Raw genomic sequence first — 19,040 nt, forward strand, 5'->3', positions numbered from 1 at the left:
CGATGCCCTGCATTTCGTGCGCTATCTGCCGATGGTGACCGCGAAGGGCGGCAGGATCATCTTGCAGGTTCAGCCCGCGCTCGCTGCACTGCTGCGGCAGCTCCCCGACGTCACCGTGATTCCCCGCGGCGAACCGTTGCCGCCGTTCGATCTGCAACTGCCGCTGATGAGCCTGCCGCGTGTGTTCGGCACCACGCTCGATACCATTCCGGCCGATATCCCTTATCTGCATCCCGTTCCTGCAAAGCTAGCCCGATGGCGCGCGGCGCTAGCGGATGTGACGGCGCTGAAGGTCGGCGTGGTCTGGGCCGGCAATGCCCGACACAAGGGCGACCGGCAGCGCTCGCTGTCGGCCGCTTCAGTGCTGCCGCGTCTCGCGATGCCCGGCGTGCAGCTCTACTCCTTGCAAAAGGAGCCGCGCTCCGAAGATGACGAGGTGCTGGCGTCGCTTGGCAACGACATCATCGATCTGGCACCAGCGCTCGGTGATTTCGGCGACACGGCCGCAGCGGTCGCGGCGCTCGATCTCGTCATCGCCGTCGACACGTCAGTTGCGCATCTTGCCGGCGCGCTCGGCCGTCCGGTGTGGATGCTGACGCCTTACGCGCTCGACTGGCGCTGGCTGCGCGATCGCGAGGACAGCCCCTGGTATCCGACCATGCGGCTGTTCCGCCAGCGCGCCCCGCGTGAATGGGACGATCCGTTGCTGCGGATTTCGGCTGCGCTCGCGGTGCTTGCCGCAAACGCGGAGGGTTAGAACCGCTCAGGCCGATAAGGCGTCGGATCGATCGACGGCGTCTCGCCGTTCATCATTTCCGCGAGCAACCGTCCCGTCGCGGGGCCGAGCGTAAATCCCTGGTGGCCGTGGCCGAAGTTCATCCAAAGACCAGGGTGGCGCGGGGCGCGGCCGAGCACCGGCAGCATATCGGGCGTGCAGGGCCTCGTGCCGAACCACGGGTCGGGCTCGGCGCGCTTGCCGAGATCGATCAGCTCGCGTGCGGAGGCCTCCGCGCTGGCGAGCTGCAGGGGCGTTGCGAGCGCGTCCGGCCCGGTCAGCTCGGCGCCGGTGGTGATGCGGATGCCCTTGGCCATCGGACCCATGGCGTAGCCGCCGCCCTTGTCGACGAGCGGCAGATCGAGCGATGCACCGCCGCTGTAATGCATGTGATAGCCGCGCTTGCGCACCAGCGGGATGCGATAGCCGAATTTGTACAGCAGATCAGGCGACCATGGCCCGAGCGTGACGACGGCGTGCGCGGCGTCGATGCGACCCTGGTCGGTGTTAGCAGACCAGCCGGTTGCGGTCTGTTGCAGCGACTGTGCATCGCCGAGCACAATGGTGCCGCCGAGGCGCTGGAACAGCTCGGCATAGGCGGTCACCAGCGCGCCCGGATCGGACACGGTCCAGGTGTCGAGCCAATGGATCGCGCCGGGAAGATCGTCGCGCAGGATCGGCTCGGCCTTGGTGAGCTCGCTGCCCGACAGCACACGAAATTTCACGCCGAATTCGCGCTGGTCTTCCTCCGCGGCCTTGATCGAGGCATCCAGTGAAGCGGCGTCGCGATACAGCGCCCGATAGCCGGCGCGGCGGATCAGATTGTCGGCGTGGGCTTCGCGAATGAGGATGTCGTGCTCCGGCGTGGCGTAGGCGATCAGCCGCGCCCAGCCGACGATCGCTTCACGATGCCGCTTCGGCGCCGAATGCCACCAGTAGCGGAGCAGCGGCTCGATATGGCGATGAAGCGACGACAGGCTGTAGCGCACGTCATTGGTGCGGCCGGCCGCGATCTTCAGGAGCGAGGCGAGGTCGCGCGGCATCGGATAGGGGCGCACCGCTTCGGCCTGGATCATCCCGGCATTGCCGTAGCTGGTCTCGCGGCCGGGCTCCCTGCGGTCCACGAGCGTGACCGACCAGCCGCGTTGCTGCAAATGCAGCGCCGCACCCACACCGACCATGCCACCGCCGAGGATGATTGCGCTTTGCATCGGTAGAAATCTCCTGTCAGGCGGCCTTCGGCGCGAGCCTTGGCTGGTGTCGGTTCATTCCCAGGTGAGGAAGCCGGGTGTGGCCGACAGTGGCGACGCAGCCGCAAGCCGTGCCATGTCAGGCACCGGCCGGCACAATTGCGCATCGTTCGCGAACGCAGCCTCGATGCTCGCTGCGACCGAGAGCACGATGGCGTCGCCGCCGCGCGGGCCGACGATCTGGAGGCCGAACGGCAGACCGGCTTCATCGCGGCCGAGCGGAATGCTGATCGCGGGATGGCCGGGAAGCGTCACGGCGTAAGCGAGCGCGAGCCAGTGGAAATAGGATCTGGTCGGCACGCCGTCGATCTCGGCGGGATAGGCTTCCGACCAGGGGCGCGGGCTGAGCGTGATGGTCGGACTGATCAGCACGTCGCAGTTTGCGAAGAAGGTCTGCCAGGCGCGATAGATCCGCGTCTGGATCGTGGTCGCGCGCGCGTGGTCTTGAAGCGAATAACCGAGGCCTTCCTCGACATTGGCGCGAACGTTGGGACCGAGCATCTCGGGACGTTCTTTGAAGTTCTTGCCATGCGTCGCCAGGAACATGCCCGCGCGCAACACGGCGAAGGCATCGTCGGCGCCGGAGCAGTCAGGCGTCGCCTCGCGGCAATCGGCGAACAGCGGCGCGAGCCTGTTCACGCGCGCGCGGAACACGCGGCGGATCGCCTGCTCGGTCGGTGCGAAGCCGAAATCTTCGGTGAAAGCGAGACGCAGTTTGCCAAGGTCCGCAGGATGCGGCGCGGCCCAGCGGTCGGCGCGCGCACGTACGGGCTCGCCGGGCAGGGTGTAGGCGAGCGGATCGCGGGCGTCGTCGCTCGCCATCACCGACAGCATCAGCGCGGCATCCGTGACATTGCGCGCCATCGGCCCGTCGGTCGACAGATTGGACCAACCGAACACGCGCTTTTCGCTTGGCACGAGGCCGTAGGAGGGACGCATGCCGACGATGCCGGAGAAGCCGGCGGGATTGCGCAGGGAGCCGCCGGTGTCGGAGCCCGAGGCGAGCGGGGCCATGCCGCAGGCGAGCGCGACCGCCGAGCCGCCGGAGGAACCTGCTGCCGAGCGCGAGGGATCGAAGGGATTGCCGGTGGCGCCGAAGACGGGATTGCGGGTGTTGGCGCCGGCCGCCCATTCCGGCGTGTTGGTCTTGCCGAAGATGATGGCGCCGGCGGCGCGTAAGCGCGCAACCGAGCCCTGGTCGGCAGCCGGGACGTTGTCGCGCAGCAGCGGGCTGCCATAGGTGGAGCGCATCCCCGCGGTGTCCTGGGTATCCTTGATCAGGACGGGAAGCCCGTGCAGCGCGCCGCGATCCTCGCCGCGCAGGATGGCCGTTTCGGCCTCCTTCGCAGCGGCGCGTGCGCCCGGCTCATCCAGCGTCACGACGGCGTTGACGGCAGGATTGACGGTGGCGATGCGCGACAGGCAGGCGTCGAGCAGCTCGACAGGCGAGATCGCCTTGGTGGACAGCAGGCGGCGCAGCTCAACGGCGCTGGAATCGCACAGTTCGGACAACACCAATCCCTTTCAGATTATGAAAACGATTTAGCATATCGGAAAGTAGGGATGGCGCACCAATAATCGTCAAACCGGGGCATTTCATGCGCAATGCTGGTATGGCTGCCCAGCGGGTGGCCAAGTCGGTTCCACCGAACGGTTTCAGTCGAAAAGATTAGACGGACAGGTCAACAATTTTTCAGACGCCGTGGTAGCATTTCTGCATGAGCGAAATCACGACGCCCGAAGCGGCCAGTTCGCAGCTCGGCCAATGCCTCAAGGCCGCCCGCCAGGCCCGCGGCCTGACGCTCAAGCAGGTGGCGGAGCGGACCGGCATGGCGCTCTCGACCCTGTCCAAGGTCGAGAACGGCCTGATGTCGCTGACCTACGACAAGCTGCTCCAGCTCACCTCGGGCCTGAAGATGGAGATTGCCGAACTGTTCAATCCGGTGGTCGCAGCGCCTGCGCCGGGCCGGCCGGTCACCGCGCGGCGGAGCATCAGCCGGGCCGGGCTGGGCCAGGTCATCACCACGAAATTCTACACTTACACCTATCAATGCACCGACCTGATCGGCAAACGCATGGTGCCGATCGTGGCCGAAGTCCGCGCGCGGTCGCTGGAGGAATTTGGCCCGCTGCTGCGCCATGGCGGCGAAGAGTATTTTCTGGTGACGAGCGGACGCGTTGCCGTGCACACCGAGTTCTATGCGCCGGAGATCCTGGGGGAGGGCGACGGCATCTATCTCGACAGCACCATGGGCCACGCCTACCTCAACGCCGGCGAGGCGCCGTCCGCAACGGGCGTTTGCCTCTGTACCAGCGAGGCGCCGGATCTCTACGACCAGCTTCGCCAGATTGCCTCGCGCGAGGTGGCGCCGCTCGGCGATGACGAATTGCCGCCGTAGCGCTTTGGCGAGTCTTGAAACGAAAAACGCCCGGCTTGGCCGGGCGTTTTTTTATGGGGTGTCCGGCTTACTCGCCGCCGCCGAAGCGGCGCGACCACCAGCCGGCGCGACGCGGAGCGCCCGGAGTCTCGCTTGCTTCTTCCGGCGCGGGCTCAGGTGCCGGTGCGGGCGGAGCGACCGGTTCGGCCGCCTGCGCAACCGGCGCTGCCGGCTCGCTCGCGCTGCTCGACAGGAAACTCACCTTTTCGCGGACCGTGGAGCGACGTCGCGAGGCCTTGTCGTCGGCGGGCTCTTCTTCCGCAGCAACGGCAGCGGGAGCCGGCTCCGGCCGGGCCGGCGCCTCGGTCCGCACTTCGGCGCGCGGTTCAGGCTGAGTGAACTGCGGCACGGCGGTGGGTTCGGCCTGCGCGATCGAGGGCGCAGCCTCGTCGCCGGCGCCATCGAAATCGGCAACCGCGTCGGTTGCTTCCGGCGGTGCATTGGCCGCGAGCTCGTCACTGATGGAACCGGCAAGACCTTCCTCGCCGCTACCACGCCGACGACGTCCGCCCCTGCGACCACGCCGGCGCCTGCGATCGCCAGCGCCTTCCTGTTCGCCGCGACCCGGACCTGCCTGGTCGTTGGCTTCTTCTCCATCCTGCTCGGACTCGGCTTCCTCTTCGGCTTCGCCGGCGGCCACGGCCGCTTCGGAAGACGCGGGAGCGCCATCCTCGCGAGGCTCACCGTCGCGCTGGCCACCACGGCCGCGGCGGCGACGACGACGCTTACCGCGGCGCGCGCCGTCCTGCTCGGAAGCGGCATCGCCTGAAGCCTGCTCCTCGGCGAGACCTTCGGTTTCCTCGGTTTCGACTTCGGATTCGGTTTCCGGATCGAACTCCTCGTCGTCATAGGCTTCTTCAGCCAGCGGCGGCGGGCTCGCGGCGGCCTGGGCCACCAGCAGCGCCTTGGCAGCTTCGAGCGTGTGCACCTGTTCGCCGCGGTCGATGAGATAGGCCTGCGGTCCGCTGACGCTGGGGTCGGCGATGACCGACAGCGTGACCTTGAAGCCGTTTTCGAGGTCGCGCAGATGTCCGCGCTTGTGGTTCAGCACATAGAGCGCGACGTCGGTGCGGGTGCGGACCACGAGATTGTGGGTCGCGCCCTTCATCAGGATCTCTTCAAGCCCGCGCAGCAGCTGGAGCGCCACCGAGGCCACCGAGCGCAGATGGCCGGTGCCACCGCAATGCGGGCAGGGATCGGTCGAGGATTCCAGCACGCTGGCGCGGATACGCTGGCGCGACATCTCGAGCAGGCCGAAATGCGAGATGCGTCCAACCTGGATGCGGGCGCGGTCCTGCCGGAGGCAATCGGACAGCTTGCGTTCGACCGCGCGATTGTTGCGCTTCTCGTCCATATCGATGAAGTCGATGACGATCAGGCCGGCGAGATCGCGCAGCCGAAGCTGACGCGCGACCTCTTCGGAGGCCTCGAGATTGGTCTTGAGCGCGGTGTCCTCGATATGATGCTCGCGCGTCGAGCGTCCGGAGTTGACGTCGATCGAGACCAGCGCCTCGGTCTGGTTGATCACGATGTAGCCGCCCGAGCGTAGCTGCACGGTCGGCGAGAACATCGCGTCGAGCTGGCTCTCGACGCCCATGCGCGAGAACAGCGGCTGGCCGTCGCGATACTGCTTCACCGCGCTGACATTGGCGGGCATCAGCATCTTCATGAAGTCGCGCGCTTCGCGATAGCCGGATTCGCCGGCGACCTGGATCTCGTCGATCTCCTTGTTGTAGAGGTCGCGCAGCGAGCGCTTGATCAGCGAGCCTTCCTCGTAGACGAGGGTCGGAGCCTGCGACTGCAGCGTCAGGTCGCGCACCGTCTCCCACATCCGGATCAGATATTCGAAGTCGCGCTTGATCTCGGGCTTGGTGCGGGCAGCGCCCGCGGTGCGCAGGATGATGCCCATGCCCTCGGGCACGTCGAGATCCTGCACCACTTCCTTCAGGCGCGAACGGTCCTGGGCCGAGGTGATCTTGCGGCTGATGCCGCCGCCACGCGCGGTGTTCGGCATCAACACGGCATAGCGGCCGGCGAGCGAGAGATAGGTCGTCAGCGCCGCGCCCTTGTTGCCGCGCTCTTCCTTGACGACCTGCACCAGCATGACCTGGCGGCGCTTGATGACTTCCTGGATCTTGTACTGGCGGCGCGGGCGGAAGGTGCGCTCCGGCACTTCTTCCAGAACGTCGTCACCTCCGACGGATTCGACGATTTCCTCTTCGGCTTCCTCGTCGTCCTCGTCCTCATCCTCGTCGTCTTCATCGGCGGCTTCCGCATGCGGCGCCTCGGCGCTCTCGCCGTACACGGCGTCGGCCGGTTCAGCGGCTGCGATCACGGCTTCAGAGAGAGCCTCGGCGTGAGTTTCGAAAGCGGCAGATTCCTGCGGTTCGGCAACGGTCGCGGCTACGGGCTCGGCGCCAAAGGCTGCGACAGGTGAGGGCGTCTCGGCGTGCTCATGATGATCGTGCTCGCCGTCATGATGATGATCATCATCGTGATGGTGATCGTCATCATGGGCATGATGATGGTCGTCGTGACCGTGATCATGGTCGCCATGACCGTGGTCGTGATGATCGTGGCCTTCGTGCTCGCCGTGATGCTCGGCATCGGCGTGCAGATGCTCGCCCTCGTGCGAAGCGCCCTCGGCGTGAAGGGCCTCGCCCTCGATGGGCTGGGCGGCGGAATCGGCACCTTCGACGACGTCGCTACGGACGCGCTCGCCCTGACTGCGGCGGCGGGAATTGCGGTGGCGCGAGCGGCGGCGGCCGTGGGAGCGGTTCTCGCTCTCCTCCTCGGCTTCGCGGTGGGCCTGTTCCTCGGCCTCGATCAGGGCCTGCCGGTCGGCGACCGGGATCTGGTAGTAGTCGGGATGGATTTCGCTGAAGGCGAGGAAGCCGTGGCGGTTGCCGCCATATTCAACGAAGGCGGCCTGGAGCGAGGGTTCGACCCGCGTGACCTTGGCGAGGTAGATATTCCCGCGCAGTTGCTTGCGTTGCGCGGTCTCGAAATCAAACTCTTCGACGCGATTGCCGCGGACCACGACGACCCGGGTCTCTTCCGGGTGGGTGGCATCGATCAACATCTTGTTGGGCATGTCTTAACTCTTGGCGGCGGCGGGCGCGATCGACCGTGGGCGCGAAAAGCGCTGCCGGGTGACGCGACGGTCCACCTGATTCGGGGGTGAGGGGAAGGCCGAAACGCCGTCTCTCGCGCCACGCCGAATCGAAAGCTTCAGGACCGAAGCGGCGCGCGGGATTATCACTCCGCAGCGTCGCGAATGGTCCTTCAGAATTCGTCGGCACAGTCTGGCGCATCAAGCGTCGGCCCGTATGAAACATTGGGCGGCGGGGCCGCCCCTCAATCAGTTGCTGCCGGCCAGGCATGGCGCGAGCGCGCTCGCCTTGGGGATCACGAACCGCCCCCTTGGGATCAAGGGACCGGGTAATGGGTTATGCCGCTGTCTGAACCGTCCCGGACACGTGGTACCCGGGAACCGTCCGCCGCCGGGGCTTAACCCGTCCCACCTCGCTGCCGCGCACCGCGCTGGTCTTTGAGGGAAACGGAAAACGCTGGAATCCCCAAATCTTGGGAGTTCCGGCGCTGCACCGGGAGGCTGAATGCGACACAACCGGAAATATCGGCCGTCAGCATTCCGTACATACGTGGAATGAGCCAACCGTGCAAGGGAGCGTCGCACGGCGGTCACAGTCAGCGAGTTTCGCGCGTCTGTCATTAAGCATCGATTAACCCTGTGGTTCTATTGCGTTAAAGAGGCTGCTCGGAGGCACGGAATCGGTGGCGAGCCGCACAAATCAAAGGGTTTTGCTGGGATGCGCACTGCTGTGCGCCGCAGTCCTGCCGTGTGCTGATTCCTCGCGCCTCAGCGCGGCCGAAAGCCAGCCGCAACCCTCTGTTGCGGTAGCGAATTTTCCGATCGCCTCGGCCGCCCGGCTGGCCGGCGATGGCAAGCAGACCCGCTTCATTCTCGACATCGACCAGACCGTCAGCTTCCGCGCCGTGACGCTCGCCGACCCCTATCGGGTCGTGGTGGACGTCCCCCAGATCAATTTTCAGCTGCCCAATGGCGCCGGGTCCGGCGGGCGGGGGCTGGTCAAGGCCTTCCGCTACGGGCTCGTCATGCCCGGCGGCTCGCGAATCGTGTTCGACCTGACGGGCCCGGCCAAGATCGCCAATTCCTACGTGCTGGAGGCGGCCAACGGCCAGCCGGCCCGGCTGGTGCTCGAGCTGGAGGAGGTCGACCGCACCGCCTTCGTGCAATCGCTCGCCCCGGAAAATCGCCCCGAATTGCGGCCCGCGATCGCGGACGCACCGCCGGCAACGGTTCCCGCGGCGGCGGGCCGTGAGGTACCACAGCAGAGGGTTGATGGACGCCCGGTGGTCGTGATCGATCCCGGTCACGGCGGCATCGACAATGGCACGCAGTCCAGCGGCGAGAGCGAGAAGAACCTTGTGCTGGCCTTTGGCCTGGCATTGCGCGACCGGCTGGAAAAGTCTGGCAAATACCGGGTGGTGATGACGCGGGATGACGACACCTTCGTTCCGCTCAACGACCGGACCAAGATCGCGCGCAACCTGAAGGCCGCGCTGTTCGTCTCTATTCATGCCGATGCGCTGCCGCGTGCCGAGGGGGATGCGCAGGGCGCCACCATTTACACGCTGTCCGACAAGGCGTCCGACGCCGAGGCCCAGCGCCTGGCGGACGCCGAAAACCGCGCGGACGCGATCGCCGGCTTCAATCTGGCGGAAGAGCCGACCGACGTCGCCGACATCCTGATCGATCTGACGCAGCGGGAAACCCGCACGTTTTCAAACCGTTTTGCGCATTTGCTGATGGGCGAAATGAAGTCGAACGTGCGGATGCACAAGCACCCCCTGAAATCGGCCGGTTTCCGGGTGCTGAAGGCCCCCGACGTGCCCTCGGTGCTGGTCGAAATCGGCTATGTCTCCAACAAGGGCGATCTCGAGCACCTGGTCTCGGAGGGCTGGCGATCCAAGGCCGTCGGCTCGATGGCCCAGGCCGTTGACGCGTTCCTGGCCAAACGGCTGGCGACGGCGGGGGCGGGGAATTGAAGAAGGGTTTTTCCGTCCCGCCGCAAAGGCCCTAGTTTGGCCACAGCGGGCGCTTTATAAAAATGCCGCAGGGGGTTCCGGAATCGGAGAGAATCCCGCTCGGCAAGCGTCTTTAGGCCGGCCTTGATGTGATTGCGTAGGCCGGTGAATTCGCGACGTGAGGTTGGCACCAGTTTTGGGTGCCAGTTTTTAGGTCCCATGGGGCTGATACTGGGCTGATCCAGAGTTTGAACGGATAGACACATAATGCGCTTGCTTGTGCGGTTCATGGGCTTCCTGTTCGCCGCGGGAACAGTGTTGTTCCTGGTCGGTGTCGGGGCCGTGGCAGGCCTGATCTGGCATTTCTCCAAGGACTTGCCGGACTACTCTCAGCTTCAGGATTACGAGCCGCCGGTGATGACCCGCGTCCACGCGGTCGACGGTTCGCTGCTGGGCGAATACGCCAAGGAGCGGCGGCTGTACCTGCCGATCCAGGCCGTACCGAAGCTCGTGATCAACGCCTTCCTCGCAGCCGAGGACAAGAATTTCTACGAGCATGGCGGCATCGACTACACCGGCATGGCGCGCGCGGGCGTGCTGTATCTCCAGAACTTCGGCTCCAACCGCCGCCCGCAGGGTGCCTCCACGATCACCCAGCAGGTCGCCAAGAATTTCCTTCTGACCAACGAGGTCTCCTTCGCTCGCAAGATCAAGGAAGCCTTGCTGGCGATGCGGATCGAGAAGACCTATTCGAAGGACAAGATCCTCGAGCTGTATCTGAACGAGATCTATCTCGGCCTCGGCGCCTACGGCATCGCGGCCGCCTCGCTGGTGTATTTCGACAAATCGGTGAACGAGCTGACGGTGGCGGAAGCTTCCTATCTGGCGGCGCTGCCGAAGATGCCCGCGACCCTGCATCCGGTGCGTAACCGCGACCGCGCCATCGAGCGCCGCAACTACGTGATCGATCGTCTGGTCGAGAACGGCTGGATCAAGCAGGCCGACGCCGAGAAGGCCCGCAAGGAGACGCTGGCCGTCACCAACCGTTCCAACGGTGCCCACACCTTCGCCGGCGAATATTTTGCCGAGGAAGTCCGCCGCGACATCTTCGAGCGCTATGGCGAGAAGAAGCTGTACGAGGGCGGTCTCTCCGTGCGCACCACGCTCGATCCGAAGATCCAGGTCATGGCACGCAAGACCATGGTCTCGGGCCTCGTGAACTATGACGAGCAGCAGGGCTATCGCGGCGCCATGAGCAAGCTCGATATCTCCGGTGACTGGGGCGTGAAGCTCGCCGAGATCAAGTCGCTATCCGACATCTCGCCGTGGCGCATGGCGGTGGTGCTGGAGACCAGCGACCAGTCCGCGCGCATCGGCTTCCAGCCGAGCCGCGAACTCGGCGGTGCCCTCAGCAAGCAGCGCGAGACAGGCCTGATCACGCTCGATGGCATCAAATGGGCAAGGGCGGCCTCGGGAGCTGCCAAGGGCAGGGCGGCGACCGCGGTGTCGCAGGTGCTGCAGCCCGGCGACGTGATCTACGCCGATCCGCTCTACAGCAAGGAAGGACAGCCGGTCGAAGGCCAGTACCGGCTGCGCCAGATTCCCGAAGTGTCGGGCGCGATGGTGGTGATGGATCCCTGGACCGGCCGCGTGCTCGCGATGGTCGGCGGCTTCTCGTTCGACCAGAGCCAGTTCAACCGTGCCACGCAGGCCTACCGGCAGCCGGGTTCGTCGTTCAAGCCGATCGTCTATTCGGCCGCGCTCGACAACGGCTATACGCCGTCGACCGTCGTGCTCGACGCGCCCATCGAAATCGACCAGGGCCAGGGCGCCGGCGTGTGGCGGCCGGAAAATTTCTCCTCGGGCAAGTTCCAGGGGCCGGTGACGCTGCGCAATGCGCTGCGCCAATCGCTCAACACGGTGACCGTGCGCCTCGCGCAGGACATCGGCATGCCCTTGATCGGCGAATATGCGCGCCGCTTCGGCGTCTATGACGAGCTGCCCAACTATCTGTCCTACGCGCTCGGCGCCGGCGAGACCACGGCGATGCGCATGGTCACGGCCTATTCGATGCTCGCCAATGGCGGGCGGCGGGTGAAGCCGACCTTGATCGACCGCATCCAGGACCGCTACGGCCACACCATCTTCAAACACGACCAGCGCGAATGCCGCGGCTGCGACGCACCCGGCGGCTGGAAGAACCAGAACGAGCCGCAGCTGATCGATCGCCGCGAGCAGGTGCTGGATTCCATGACCGCCTATCAGATCACCGAACTGATGGAAGGCGTGGTTCAGGCCGGTACCGCGACCGTGGTCAGGGAGGTCGGCAAGCCGATCGCCGGCAAGACCGGTACCACCAACGAGGCCAAGGACGCCTGGTTCGTCGGCTTCTCGCCCGATGTCGCCGTCGCGATCTATATGGGCTACGACAAGCCCCGTGCGCTCGGTAAGGGCAATGCCGCGACCGGTGGCCATCTGGCTGCTCCCATCGCGCGCGACTTCCTGAAGCTCGCGCTCGCCGACAAGCCCGCCGTTCCGTTCAAGGTGCCGGCCGGCATCAAGCTCGTCCGCGTCGTCGCCAAGACCGGCATGCGCGCCGGCCCCGGCGAGACCGGCGGAACGATTTTGGAAGCCTTCAAGCCGGGCACGGCGCCGCCGGATAACTACTCCGTCATCGGTGTTGCCGATGCCGACGGCCGCGGCGGCGTGCCGGCCTCGCAACAGCAGCAGCCGGATTCCGGCTTCTTCATGCGGCCGGGCACCGGCGGGCTGTACTAAGGCTTAGGACAAGACAGACGATCGCGGTTCCGGCGGTTGCGCTTTGCAGCCGCCGCCGCTACATCCCAATCTCAATTGCACGCGGGATTCCGCGAGACCAGAGAACGACATGCGCGCCGAAATCGAACGGTTGGTAGAAGAGATCAAGCAGTCAGTCGGGCTGCTGAGGAGGCATCTTTGACGTCGATAAATCGACGGCGCGCCTCGCTGAGCTGAACAAGCTCGCAGAAGATCCCAATCTCTGGAACGATTCCCAGAAGGCCCAGAAGCTGATGCAGGAGCGGACCTCGCTGGAGGATTCGCTCTCGGGTATCGGCAAGGTCGAGCAGCAGCTTGAAGACGACATCGGCATGATCGAGCTCGGCGAGGCCGAGGGTGATGCGGGTGTCGTCGCTGAAGCCGAAGCCGCACTGAAGACCCTCAAGAAGGAAGTCGCGCGGCGCGAGCTCGAGGCGCTGCTGTCGGGCGAAGCCGACGGCTTCGATTCCTATCTCGAAGTCCATGCCGGCGCCGGCGGCACCGAGAGCCAGGACTGGGCGCAGATGCTGCTGCGCATGTACACGCGCTGGGCCGAGACGCACGGCTTCAAGGTCGAATTCCTCGAAGAGTCCGAGGGCGAAGAGGCCGGCATCAAGTCCGCGACGATCCAGGTCTCCGGTCACAACGCCTATGGCTGGTTGAAGACGGAGGCCGGCGTGCACCGGTTGGTGCGCATCTCGCCGTTCGATTCCAACGCACGGCGGCATACGTCTTTCTCGAGTGTGCAGGTGTTTCCGGTCATCGACGACAGCATCAAGATCGACATCAAGGAATCCGATGTCCGCGTCGACACCATGCGTTCGGGCGGCGCCGGCGGCCAGCACGTCAACAAGACCGAATCCGCGGTGCGCCTGACGCATATCCCGACCGGCGTCGCGGTGGTCTGTCAGGCCGGCCGCTCCCAGCACAAGAACAAGGCGCAAGCCTGGGACATGCTGCGCGCGCGGCTCTACCAGATGGAGCTGAAGAGGCGCGAGGAGAAAGCCGCCGCCGACCAGGCCGCCAAGACCGATATCGGCTGGGGCCACCAGATCCGCTCCTACGTGCTGCAGCCCTACCAGATGGTGAAGGATCTGCGCACGGGCGTGCAGACCTCCGACACCTCGGGCGTGCTCAACGGCGAGCTCGACGACTTCATGGCCGCGACCTTGGCGCAGCGCGCCTTCGGCACCACCGGCGCTGACATCGAGGACGTCGACTGATGACCCGCGTCGCCTTCATCGGGCTTGGACGGATGGGCCATGGCATGGCCGGCCGCTATCTCGATGCCGGTTTTACGGTGACGCTGTGGAATCGCAGCAAATCAAAAGCGGAAGACCTGATCGCGCGCGGCGCGCTTTGGGCGACTTCGCCCGAGGATGCCGCGATCGACGCCGACGCTGTCGTGACTATGGTTGCCGATGACGAAGCCTCGCGCGCGGTCTGGCTCGGGCCTGAAGGCGCGGCCAAGACGGCGAAATCAGGCACCATCGGGATCGAATGCTCCACCGTCTCCTATGACCACGCCTGCGAGATGGGCCGCGAGCTCAACGCGCGCGGGCTGATCTATATCGACTGCCCCGTGACGGGATTGCCGGATGCAGCCGCGAGCGGAAAGCTGACGCTTTTGGCCGGTGCCGATGCCGCCGACCTCGAACGCGCCCGCCCGTTCCTCGAACCGATCGGCTCGACCATCCGCCATTTCGGCGCGGTCGGCTCCGGCACGGTCTACAAGCTCATCAACAATCTGATGGGCGCGATCCAGATCGCCGGCCTCGCTGAAGGTCTCGCGATCGCCGAGCAGGCCGGGCTCGACATGAATCTCGTGCTGGAATCGATCCAGGCAGGCGTTGCCGCCAGCCCCCAGGTGCAGCGCCATTCCAAACGCATGGTCGCCCGCGATTTCAGCGGCGCGACGTTCACGGCAGCGCTCCGGCACAAGGACGCCGCCTATGCCGTCAAGCTTGCGGAGAGCCTGCTGGCCGACAAGCCGCTGGTCTCGCGCGCCGCCGTCGAGTCCTACGCGCAGGCGAAGGCCGCGATGCCGGACGACGACGAAGGCAAGATGATCGAGCTGGTGTCGCGCCCGAAGAAGCCGTCTTAAGCCGGACACATCGACATGGGGCAGCCTCGTTCTGAACGCGGTCTCGGCATTGCCCTCGTCATCGCCGCCGCGGTCGCATGGAGCACCGCGCCGTTCTTCACCCGGCTGCTGCCGTTCGATCCCTGGACGATTTTGTTCTGGCGCGGTCTGTTCGCGGGCGGCCTGATCAGCGTGTTTCTCGTGGTGATGCAGGGCCGCGGCGCGCTGCGGCAATTGGTTGTGCCCGGACGCGGCGGCTTGCTCGTCGCCTCGTTGTCCACCATCGGCATGGTCTCGTTCATCCCCGCGCTTCAGATGACCAACGTCATGAACGTGGCAGTGCTGATCGCCACGCAGCCCTTCGTCGCCGCTGCGCTGGCGTGGTTATGGCTCGGCGAGACCGCAACGTGGCGCACGCTGATCGCAAGCCTGATGGCCTTTGCCGGCGTGGTGATCACGGTTGGCGGCGTCGCGGCCGGCGCCGATCTCGGCGGCGTGGCCCTGAGCTGCCTGATGGTATCAGCCATCTCTGCCATGACGGTGGTGGTCCGGCGCCACCGCGAGACGTCGATGGTGGCGGCGGCTGCGCTGTCGAACTTCCTGGGAAGTCTCATCAGCCTTCCGTTTGCGCACGACATCGCCCATGTCGGCGGCAACGGCCTCGCGATCCTCGCGATGTTCGGCTGCCTCCAGGTCGCGCTCGGCCTGACCTTCTACATGCTCGGCTCGCGCTTGCTGCCGTCAGGGCAGGCTTCGCTGATCGCGACGCTGGAAACCCCGCTGATGCCGTTCTGGATCTGGGTCGCCTTCCGGGAATTGCCCGCCGTCCACGCGCTCATTGGCGGAGCCCTGGTGATCGGAGCAGTCGTTGCCGACATCGCGGGGGATGCGCGGTCACGCCGATCCTCTTGATCGGCGTCTTGTCGGAAATCGGGTGGCCTTGTTCCTCGCCGTGTCCTAGGCGGCAGGCTCGGCCGCCGAGGTGAGACCCATGCCCCCGAACGACAACCGGATCGACGCGCGAGACTGGTCGCGGCTCGCTGTGCTCTCGATCCTCTGGGGTGGCTCGTTCTTCTTCAATGGCGCGGCGTTGCGGGAATTGCCGCCGCTGACGCTGGTGTTTTTGCGCGTCGCGCTTGGTGCGGCCATTCTCCTGCCGCTGCTTCGTATGCAGGGCATCAGTCTTCCCAAGGGCATGACGGGCTGGAAGCCGTTCGTCGCGATCGGACTGCTCAACAACGTCATCCCGTTCTCGCTGATCGTGATCGGCCAGACCTTCATTCCGAGCGGACTGGCGTCGATCCTGAACGCGACCACGCCGCTGTTTGCGGTGATGGTGATGGCGGCCGCGCGAGAAGAAGCCTTGCAGATGCGCCGCGTGGCCGGCGTGGCGCTGGGGCTTCTCGGCGTGATCATTCTGCGCGGATGGGGCATCGAGACGAGAGCGGAGCAGGGGTTAGGCATCCTGCTCTGCCTCGGCGGCGCCCTCAGTTATGGCTTTGCCGCGCTCGCCGCGCGCCGGCTGTTGAAGGACTCGCCCCCGCTTGGGACGGCGACGTTTCAGTTGATGGCGTCGACCGTGATGATGGCGATCGTCGCCGGCGCGGTGGAGCAGCCCTGGCATCTGCCGATGCCGGGCCTGACGACATGGCTCGCGGTGCTGGGCCTTGCCGCCCTGTCGACTGCGCTCGCCTATATCGTCTTCTTTCAGATCTTGCGGCGTTCGGGCGCGACCAATGTGATGCTGGTGACGCTGCTCATTCCCGTCACCGCCATCCTGCTGGGATGGCTGGTGCTGGGTGAACCGATCTCCGTGCGCGAGATTGCGGGCGCCGTCGTCATCGGCAGCGCGTTGCTCGTGATCGACGGGCGCATTCTGAAGCTGTTGTGGCGCACCATGTAAGTTCCGCATCCGCCGTTTCACGTCGCGGAAAATCCTGGCGCTTGCCAGCTGCACGCTGCCTTGCGACACTCTCCACAAAACAAGACTACGAAATAGGGGAGAGAACGATGCCGGGTCGTCGCAACAGGCTTGCTGCCCTCGCCATGCTTGCTGCCGGAGTGCTCGTCGCAGCACCGGCCATGGCGCAGAAGAAATACGATCCCGGAGCCACCGATACCGAAGTCAAGATCGGCAACATCATGCCCTATAGCGGGCCGGCGTCGTCCTATGGCGTGATCGGCAAGACCGAGGCCGCCTTTTTCAAGATGATCAACGACCAGGGCGGAATCAACGGGCGCAAGATCGACTTCATCAGTTACGACGATGCCTATTCGCCGCCAAAGGCGATCGAGCAGGCGCGCAAGCTGGTCGAGAGTGACGAGGTGTTGCTGATCTTCCAGCCGCTCGGCACGCCCTCGAACTCCGCGATCATGAAATACATGAACGCCAAGAAAGTGCCGCAGCTCTTCGTCGCCTCCGGTGGCACCAAGTTCGGTGATCCCAAGAACTTCCCCTGGACCATGGGATTTCAGCCGAACTACCAGAGCGAGGGGCGAATCTACGCAAGATACATCCGCGACAAATTTCCGAACAGCAAGATCGCGGTGTTCTGGCAGAACGACGACGCCGGCAAAGACCAGTTCAAGGGCCTGAAAGATGGGCTCGGCGACAAGGCCAGCATGGTCATCGCCGACAAATCCTACGAGGTGAGCGATCCCTCGATCGACTCCCAGATCGTGGCACTTCACGATTCCGGTGCGGATATCTTCTTCTCGTGGGCCGCGCCGAAGGGTTCGGCGCAGGCGATCCGGAAAGTCGGCGAACTCGGCTGGAAGCCAAAATTCTTCCTCGCCAACACCGCGACTTCGGTCGCCTCGGTGCTCAAGCCCGCCGGGCTCGACTATTCCAAGGACATCATCTCGACCGTCTATCTGAAGGACCCGACCGATCCGACCTGGGACAAGGACCCGGCCGTGGTGAAATGGCGGGAATTCATGGACAAATATTACCCTGATGGCGACAAGGCCAATGCCAACAACGTCTATGGCTACGTGCAGGCCGAGGCGATGGCCCAGGTCCTGAAGCAGTGCGGCGACAATCTCACGCGCGACAACGTCATGAAGCAGGCCGCGAACCTGAAGGACTTCCACACCGACCTGATGCTGCCAGGCATTATGGTCAACACGTCAGCGGACGATTATTTCCCGATCGAGCAGATGCAGCTGATGCGCTTCAACGGCCAGGCCTGGGAGCTGTTCGGCGACGTCATCACCGGGGAGGTCGGCCACGAGCGCGGCCAGTAGGTCAGGACCGGCTGGCAGAGCGTTTTCGAGCGAAGTGGACACCGGTTCGCGTCAAGAAAGCGCGCTAAAATAAAAGACTAGAGCTTCCTTTCCGATTCTATCGGAACGGAAGCTCTAGCTTGCGCCTTCAGCGCCATGCCGCCGGCGACCCCGACACCGAGCACATACATCCAGCCCTCGTGGAAATCGAACAAATGCGAGTTCAGCAGCGAGCTCGCGATGTTCTGCACGACGACCACGAGGCCGATCCAGGCGGCAAGGCCTTCGCCGGGGAACAGGCGAAGCTGCGCGATCCACATCGCGTAGAGCAGGATGACGCCCAGCACGCCCCACTGCACCGCGACGTTGAGGGTCTGGTTGTGCGGATTGCTGACGATTTCCGCATCGAGGCTGCTCTTGCCAGTGGCGGCGCGCTCGAATTGCCGTTTGATCGCGCCGGTGCCGTGGCCGATCAGAGGGGCCTCGGCAAAGGCATGCAGCGCCTTGCGCCAATAGGTCAGCCGCTGCGCGGTCGATGCGCGGCTGATGTCCTCATGGCCATGGCGGTATTCGATGGCGACGTCGGTGACGCGCTGGCGCAGATAGGGCGATGTCGTCCAGGCGAGCGCGCTTGCGGCGACCGTGCCTGCGAGCAGGACCACCGTCGCCCGCCGGCCGAGATGTTTCCAGGCAAGCAAGGCCAGCAGCACCGGGATGCAGAGCAGGGCCGTGCGGCTTGACGCCACGAACACCATGTTGGTGGCGAACAGCAGCATCAGCGCCAGGCAAGCGGCTGTTGCGGCCATGCTTCCACCGCGCCAGAAAGTCAGCGCGGGCAGCGCAAGCGCAAAGGCGCACAGCGTGAACTCCTGGCTCTGGTCGATGTAGTTTTTGACGGGAACGCCTGATGATGCCGTCGCGGTGATCTTCCAGGCGGGATCGAACAGCACGATCCAGGAGTAGAGCGCAAGCAGCGCACATGAGGCGAGAAAGGCGAGACACACCTGGAAGCCGCGCTCGGATCGGTCAAAATGATAGAGCAGCGGTGGAATCAGCACGAGCTTTGCAACCGGCTTGATCGCGTGCAGCCGGTCCGGCCAGTCGCCGTCCGACCACAGCGTGCCCACGAGCGCGAGCAGCAGGAAAGCAAAGGGCAGGGCCAACGCCGGCCGTGTCAGCTCGCGCGCATAGTCGCGCCAGTCGATGCTCGGCGTCACCGCGAGCAGCCAGAGCCCGACGAAGATCGAAGGCGCCGTGGTCGACCAGGGCAGCGATGCCGCGATCAGCATGACCAGCACATCAGCCGCCCGGACCAGCGCGGCCGAATGGCCCAAAGCCTGCCATCGGCGACGCAGGTCGCCCGGACCGGCCGGACCGGACAATACGGCAGGTTCAGCGATCAT

At 65.2% G+C, this 19,040-nt stretch carries 13 protein-coding genes; 9 read left to right on the forward strand and 4 right to left on the reverse strand.

Going from position 1 to position 19,040, the window contains the following annotated elements:
• Nucleotides 1–757: glycosyltransferase family 9 protein (locus IVB29_RS34865; RefSeq protein WP_276576878.1), on the forward strand; the 757-nt coding region annotated here is incomplete at its 5' end.
• Here IVB29_RS34865 and IVB29_RS34870 read toward each other — a convergent pair.
• Both IVB29_RS34870 and IVB29_RS34875 read right to left on the reverse strand, forming a co-directional pair.
• Nucleotides 754–1,986, reverse strand: coding sequence for an FAD-binding oxidoreductase (locus IVB29_RS34870; protein WP_247507952.1), 1,233 nt, complete (start codon nt 1,984–1,986; stop codon nt 754–756). The two genes, IVB29_RS34865 and IVB29_RS34870, sit on opposite strands and share 4 nt — an antisense overlap.
• Nucleotides 1,987–2,040: 54 nt before the next feature.
• Nucleotides 2,041–3,537: an amidase family protein gene (locus IVB29_RS34875; protein ID WP_247507953.1), complete on the reverse strand. Its 1,497-nt coding sequence runs from the start codon at nt 3,535–3,537 to the stop codon at nt 2,041–2,043.
• A 206-nt stretch (nt 3,538–3,743) separates the two neighbouring features.
• Between IVB29_RS34875 and IVB29_RS34880 the strand changes: the two genes are divergently transcribed.
• Nucleotides 3,744–4,424: an XRE family transcriptional regulator gene (locus tag IVB29_RS34880; RefSeq protein WP_247507954.1), complete on the forward strand. Its 681-nt coding sequence runs from the start codon at nt 3,744–3,746 to the stop codon at nt 4,422–4,424.
• Nucleotides 4,425–4,491: 67 nt separating this feature from the next.
• Here the strand turns inward: IVB29_RS34880 and IVB29_RS34885 are convergent, their stop codons facing one another.
• Nucleotides 4,492–7,557 (reverse strand): ribonuclease E/G, encoded by a 3,066-nt coding sequence (locus IVB29_RS34885; protein ID WP_247507955.1) that lies wholly within the window; start codon nt 7,555–7,557, stop codon nt 4,492–4,494.
• A gap of 701 nt (nt 7,558–8,258) precedes the next feature.
• On the opposite strand from IVB29_RS34885, the gene IVB29_RS34890 reads away from it, so the two are divergent.
• From IVB29_RS34890 to IVB29_RS34920, 7 genes are all read left to right on the forward strand, one after another.
• Nucleotides 8,259–9,554 carry an N-acetylmuramoyl-L-alanine amidase gene (locus tag IVB29_RS34890; RefSeq protein ID WP_247507956.1) on the forward strand — a complete coding sequence of 432 codons (1,296 nt, stop codon included), beginning with the start codon at nt 8,259–8,261 and terminating at the stop codon, nt 9,552–9,554.
• Between the two features lie 246 nt (nt 9,555–9,800).
• Nucleotides 9,801–12,311 (forward strand): penicillin-binding protein 1A, encoded by a 2,511-nt coding sequence (locus tag IVB29_RS34895; protein WP_247507957.1) that lies wholly within the window; start codon nt 9,801–9,803, stop codon nt 12,309–12,311.
• Between the two features lie 109 nt (nt 12,312–12,420).
• Nucleotides 12,421–13,552 (forward strand): peptide chain release factor 2 gene (gene prfB / locus IVB29_RS34900; RefSeq protein WP_247507958.1). Its coding sequence is split into 2 segments (ribosomal slippage): nt 12,421–12,489 and nt 12,491–13,552, totalling 1,131 coding nucleotides; the frame shifts between segments, so codons are not numbered across the junction.
• Complete coding sequence (locus tag IVB29_RS34905) at nt 13,552–14,433, forward strand: NAD(P)-dependent oxidoreductase (RefSeq protein ID WP_247507959.1); 882 nt, start codon at nt 13,552–13,554, stop codon at nt 14,431–14,433. The genes prfB and IVB29_RS34905 overlap by 1 nt, the downstream gene beginning before the upstream one ends.
• A gap of 15 nt (nt 14,434–14,448) precedes the next feature.
• The gene (locus IVB29_RS34910) at nt 14,449–15,324 is read left to right on the forward strand and encodes a DMT family transporter (RefSeq protein ID WP_247507960.1); all 876 of its coding nucleotides are present in this window, start codon (nt 14,449–14,451) and stop codon (nt 15,322–15,324) included.
• A 79-nt stretch (nt 15,325–15,403) separates the two neighbouring features.
• The gene (locus IVB29_RS34915; protein WP_247507961.1) at nt 15,404–16,315 is read left to right on the forward strand and encodes a DMT family transporter; all 912 of its coding nucleotides are present in this window, start codon (nt 15,404–15,406) and stop codon (nt 16,313–16,315) included.
• Between the two features lie 107 nt (nt 16,316–16,422).
• Nucleotides 16,423–17,658: an ABC transporter substrate-binding protein gene (locus tag IVB29_RS34920; protein ID WP_247507962.1), complete on the forward strand. Its 1,236-nt coding sequence runs from the start codon at nt 16,423–16,425 to the stop codon at nt 17,656–17,658.
• Nucleotides 17,659–17,735: 77 nt separating this feature from the next.
• On the opposite strand, the gene IVB29_RS34925 is transcribed toward IVB29_RS34920, so the two are convergent.
• Nucleotides 17,736–19,040: an O-antigen ligase family protein gene (locus IVB29_RS34925; protein ID WP_247507963.1), complete on the reverse strand. Its 1,305-nt coding sequence runs from the start codon at nt 19,038–19,040 to the stop codon at nt 17,736–17,738.

Origin of the sequence: Bradyrhizobium sp. 1 (assembly GCF_023073315.1) — a bacterium.
Taxonomy (GTDB): domain Bacteria; phylum Pseudomonadota; class Alphaproteobacteria; order Rhizobiales; family Xanthobacteraceae; genus Bradyrhizobium.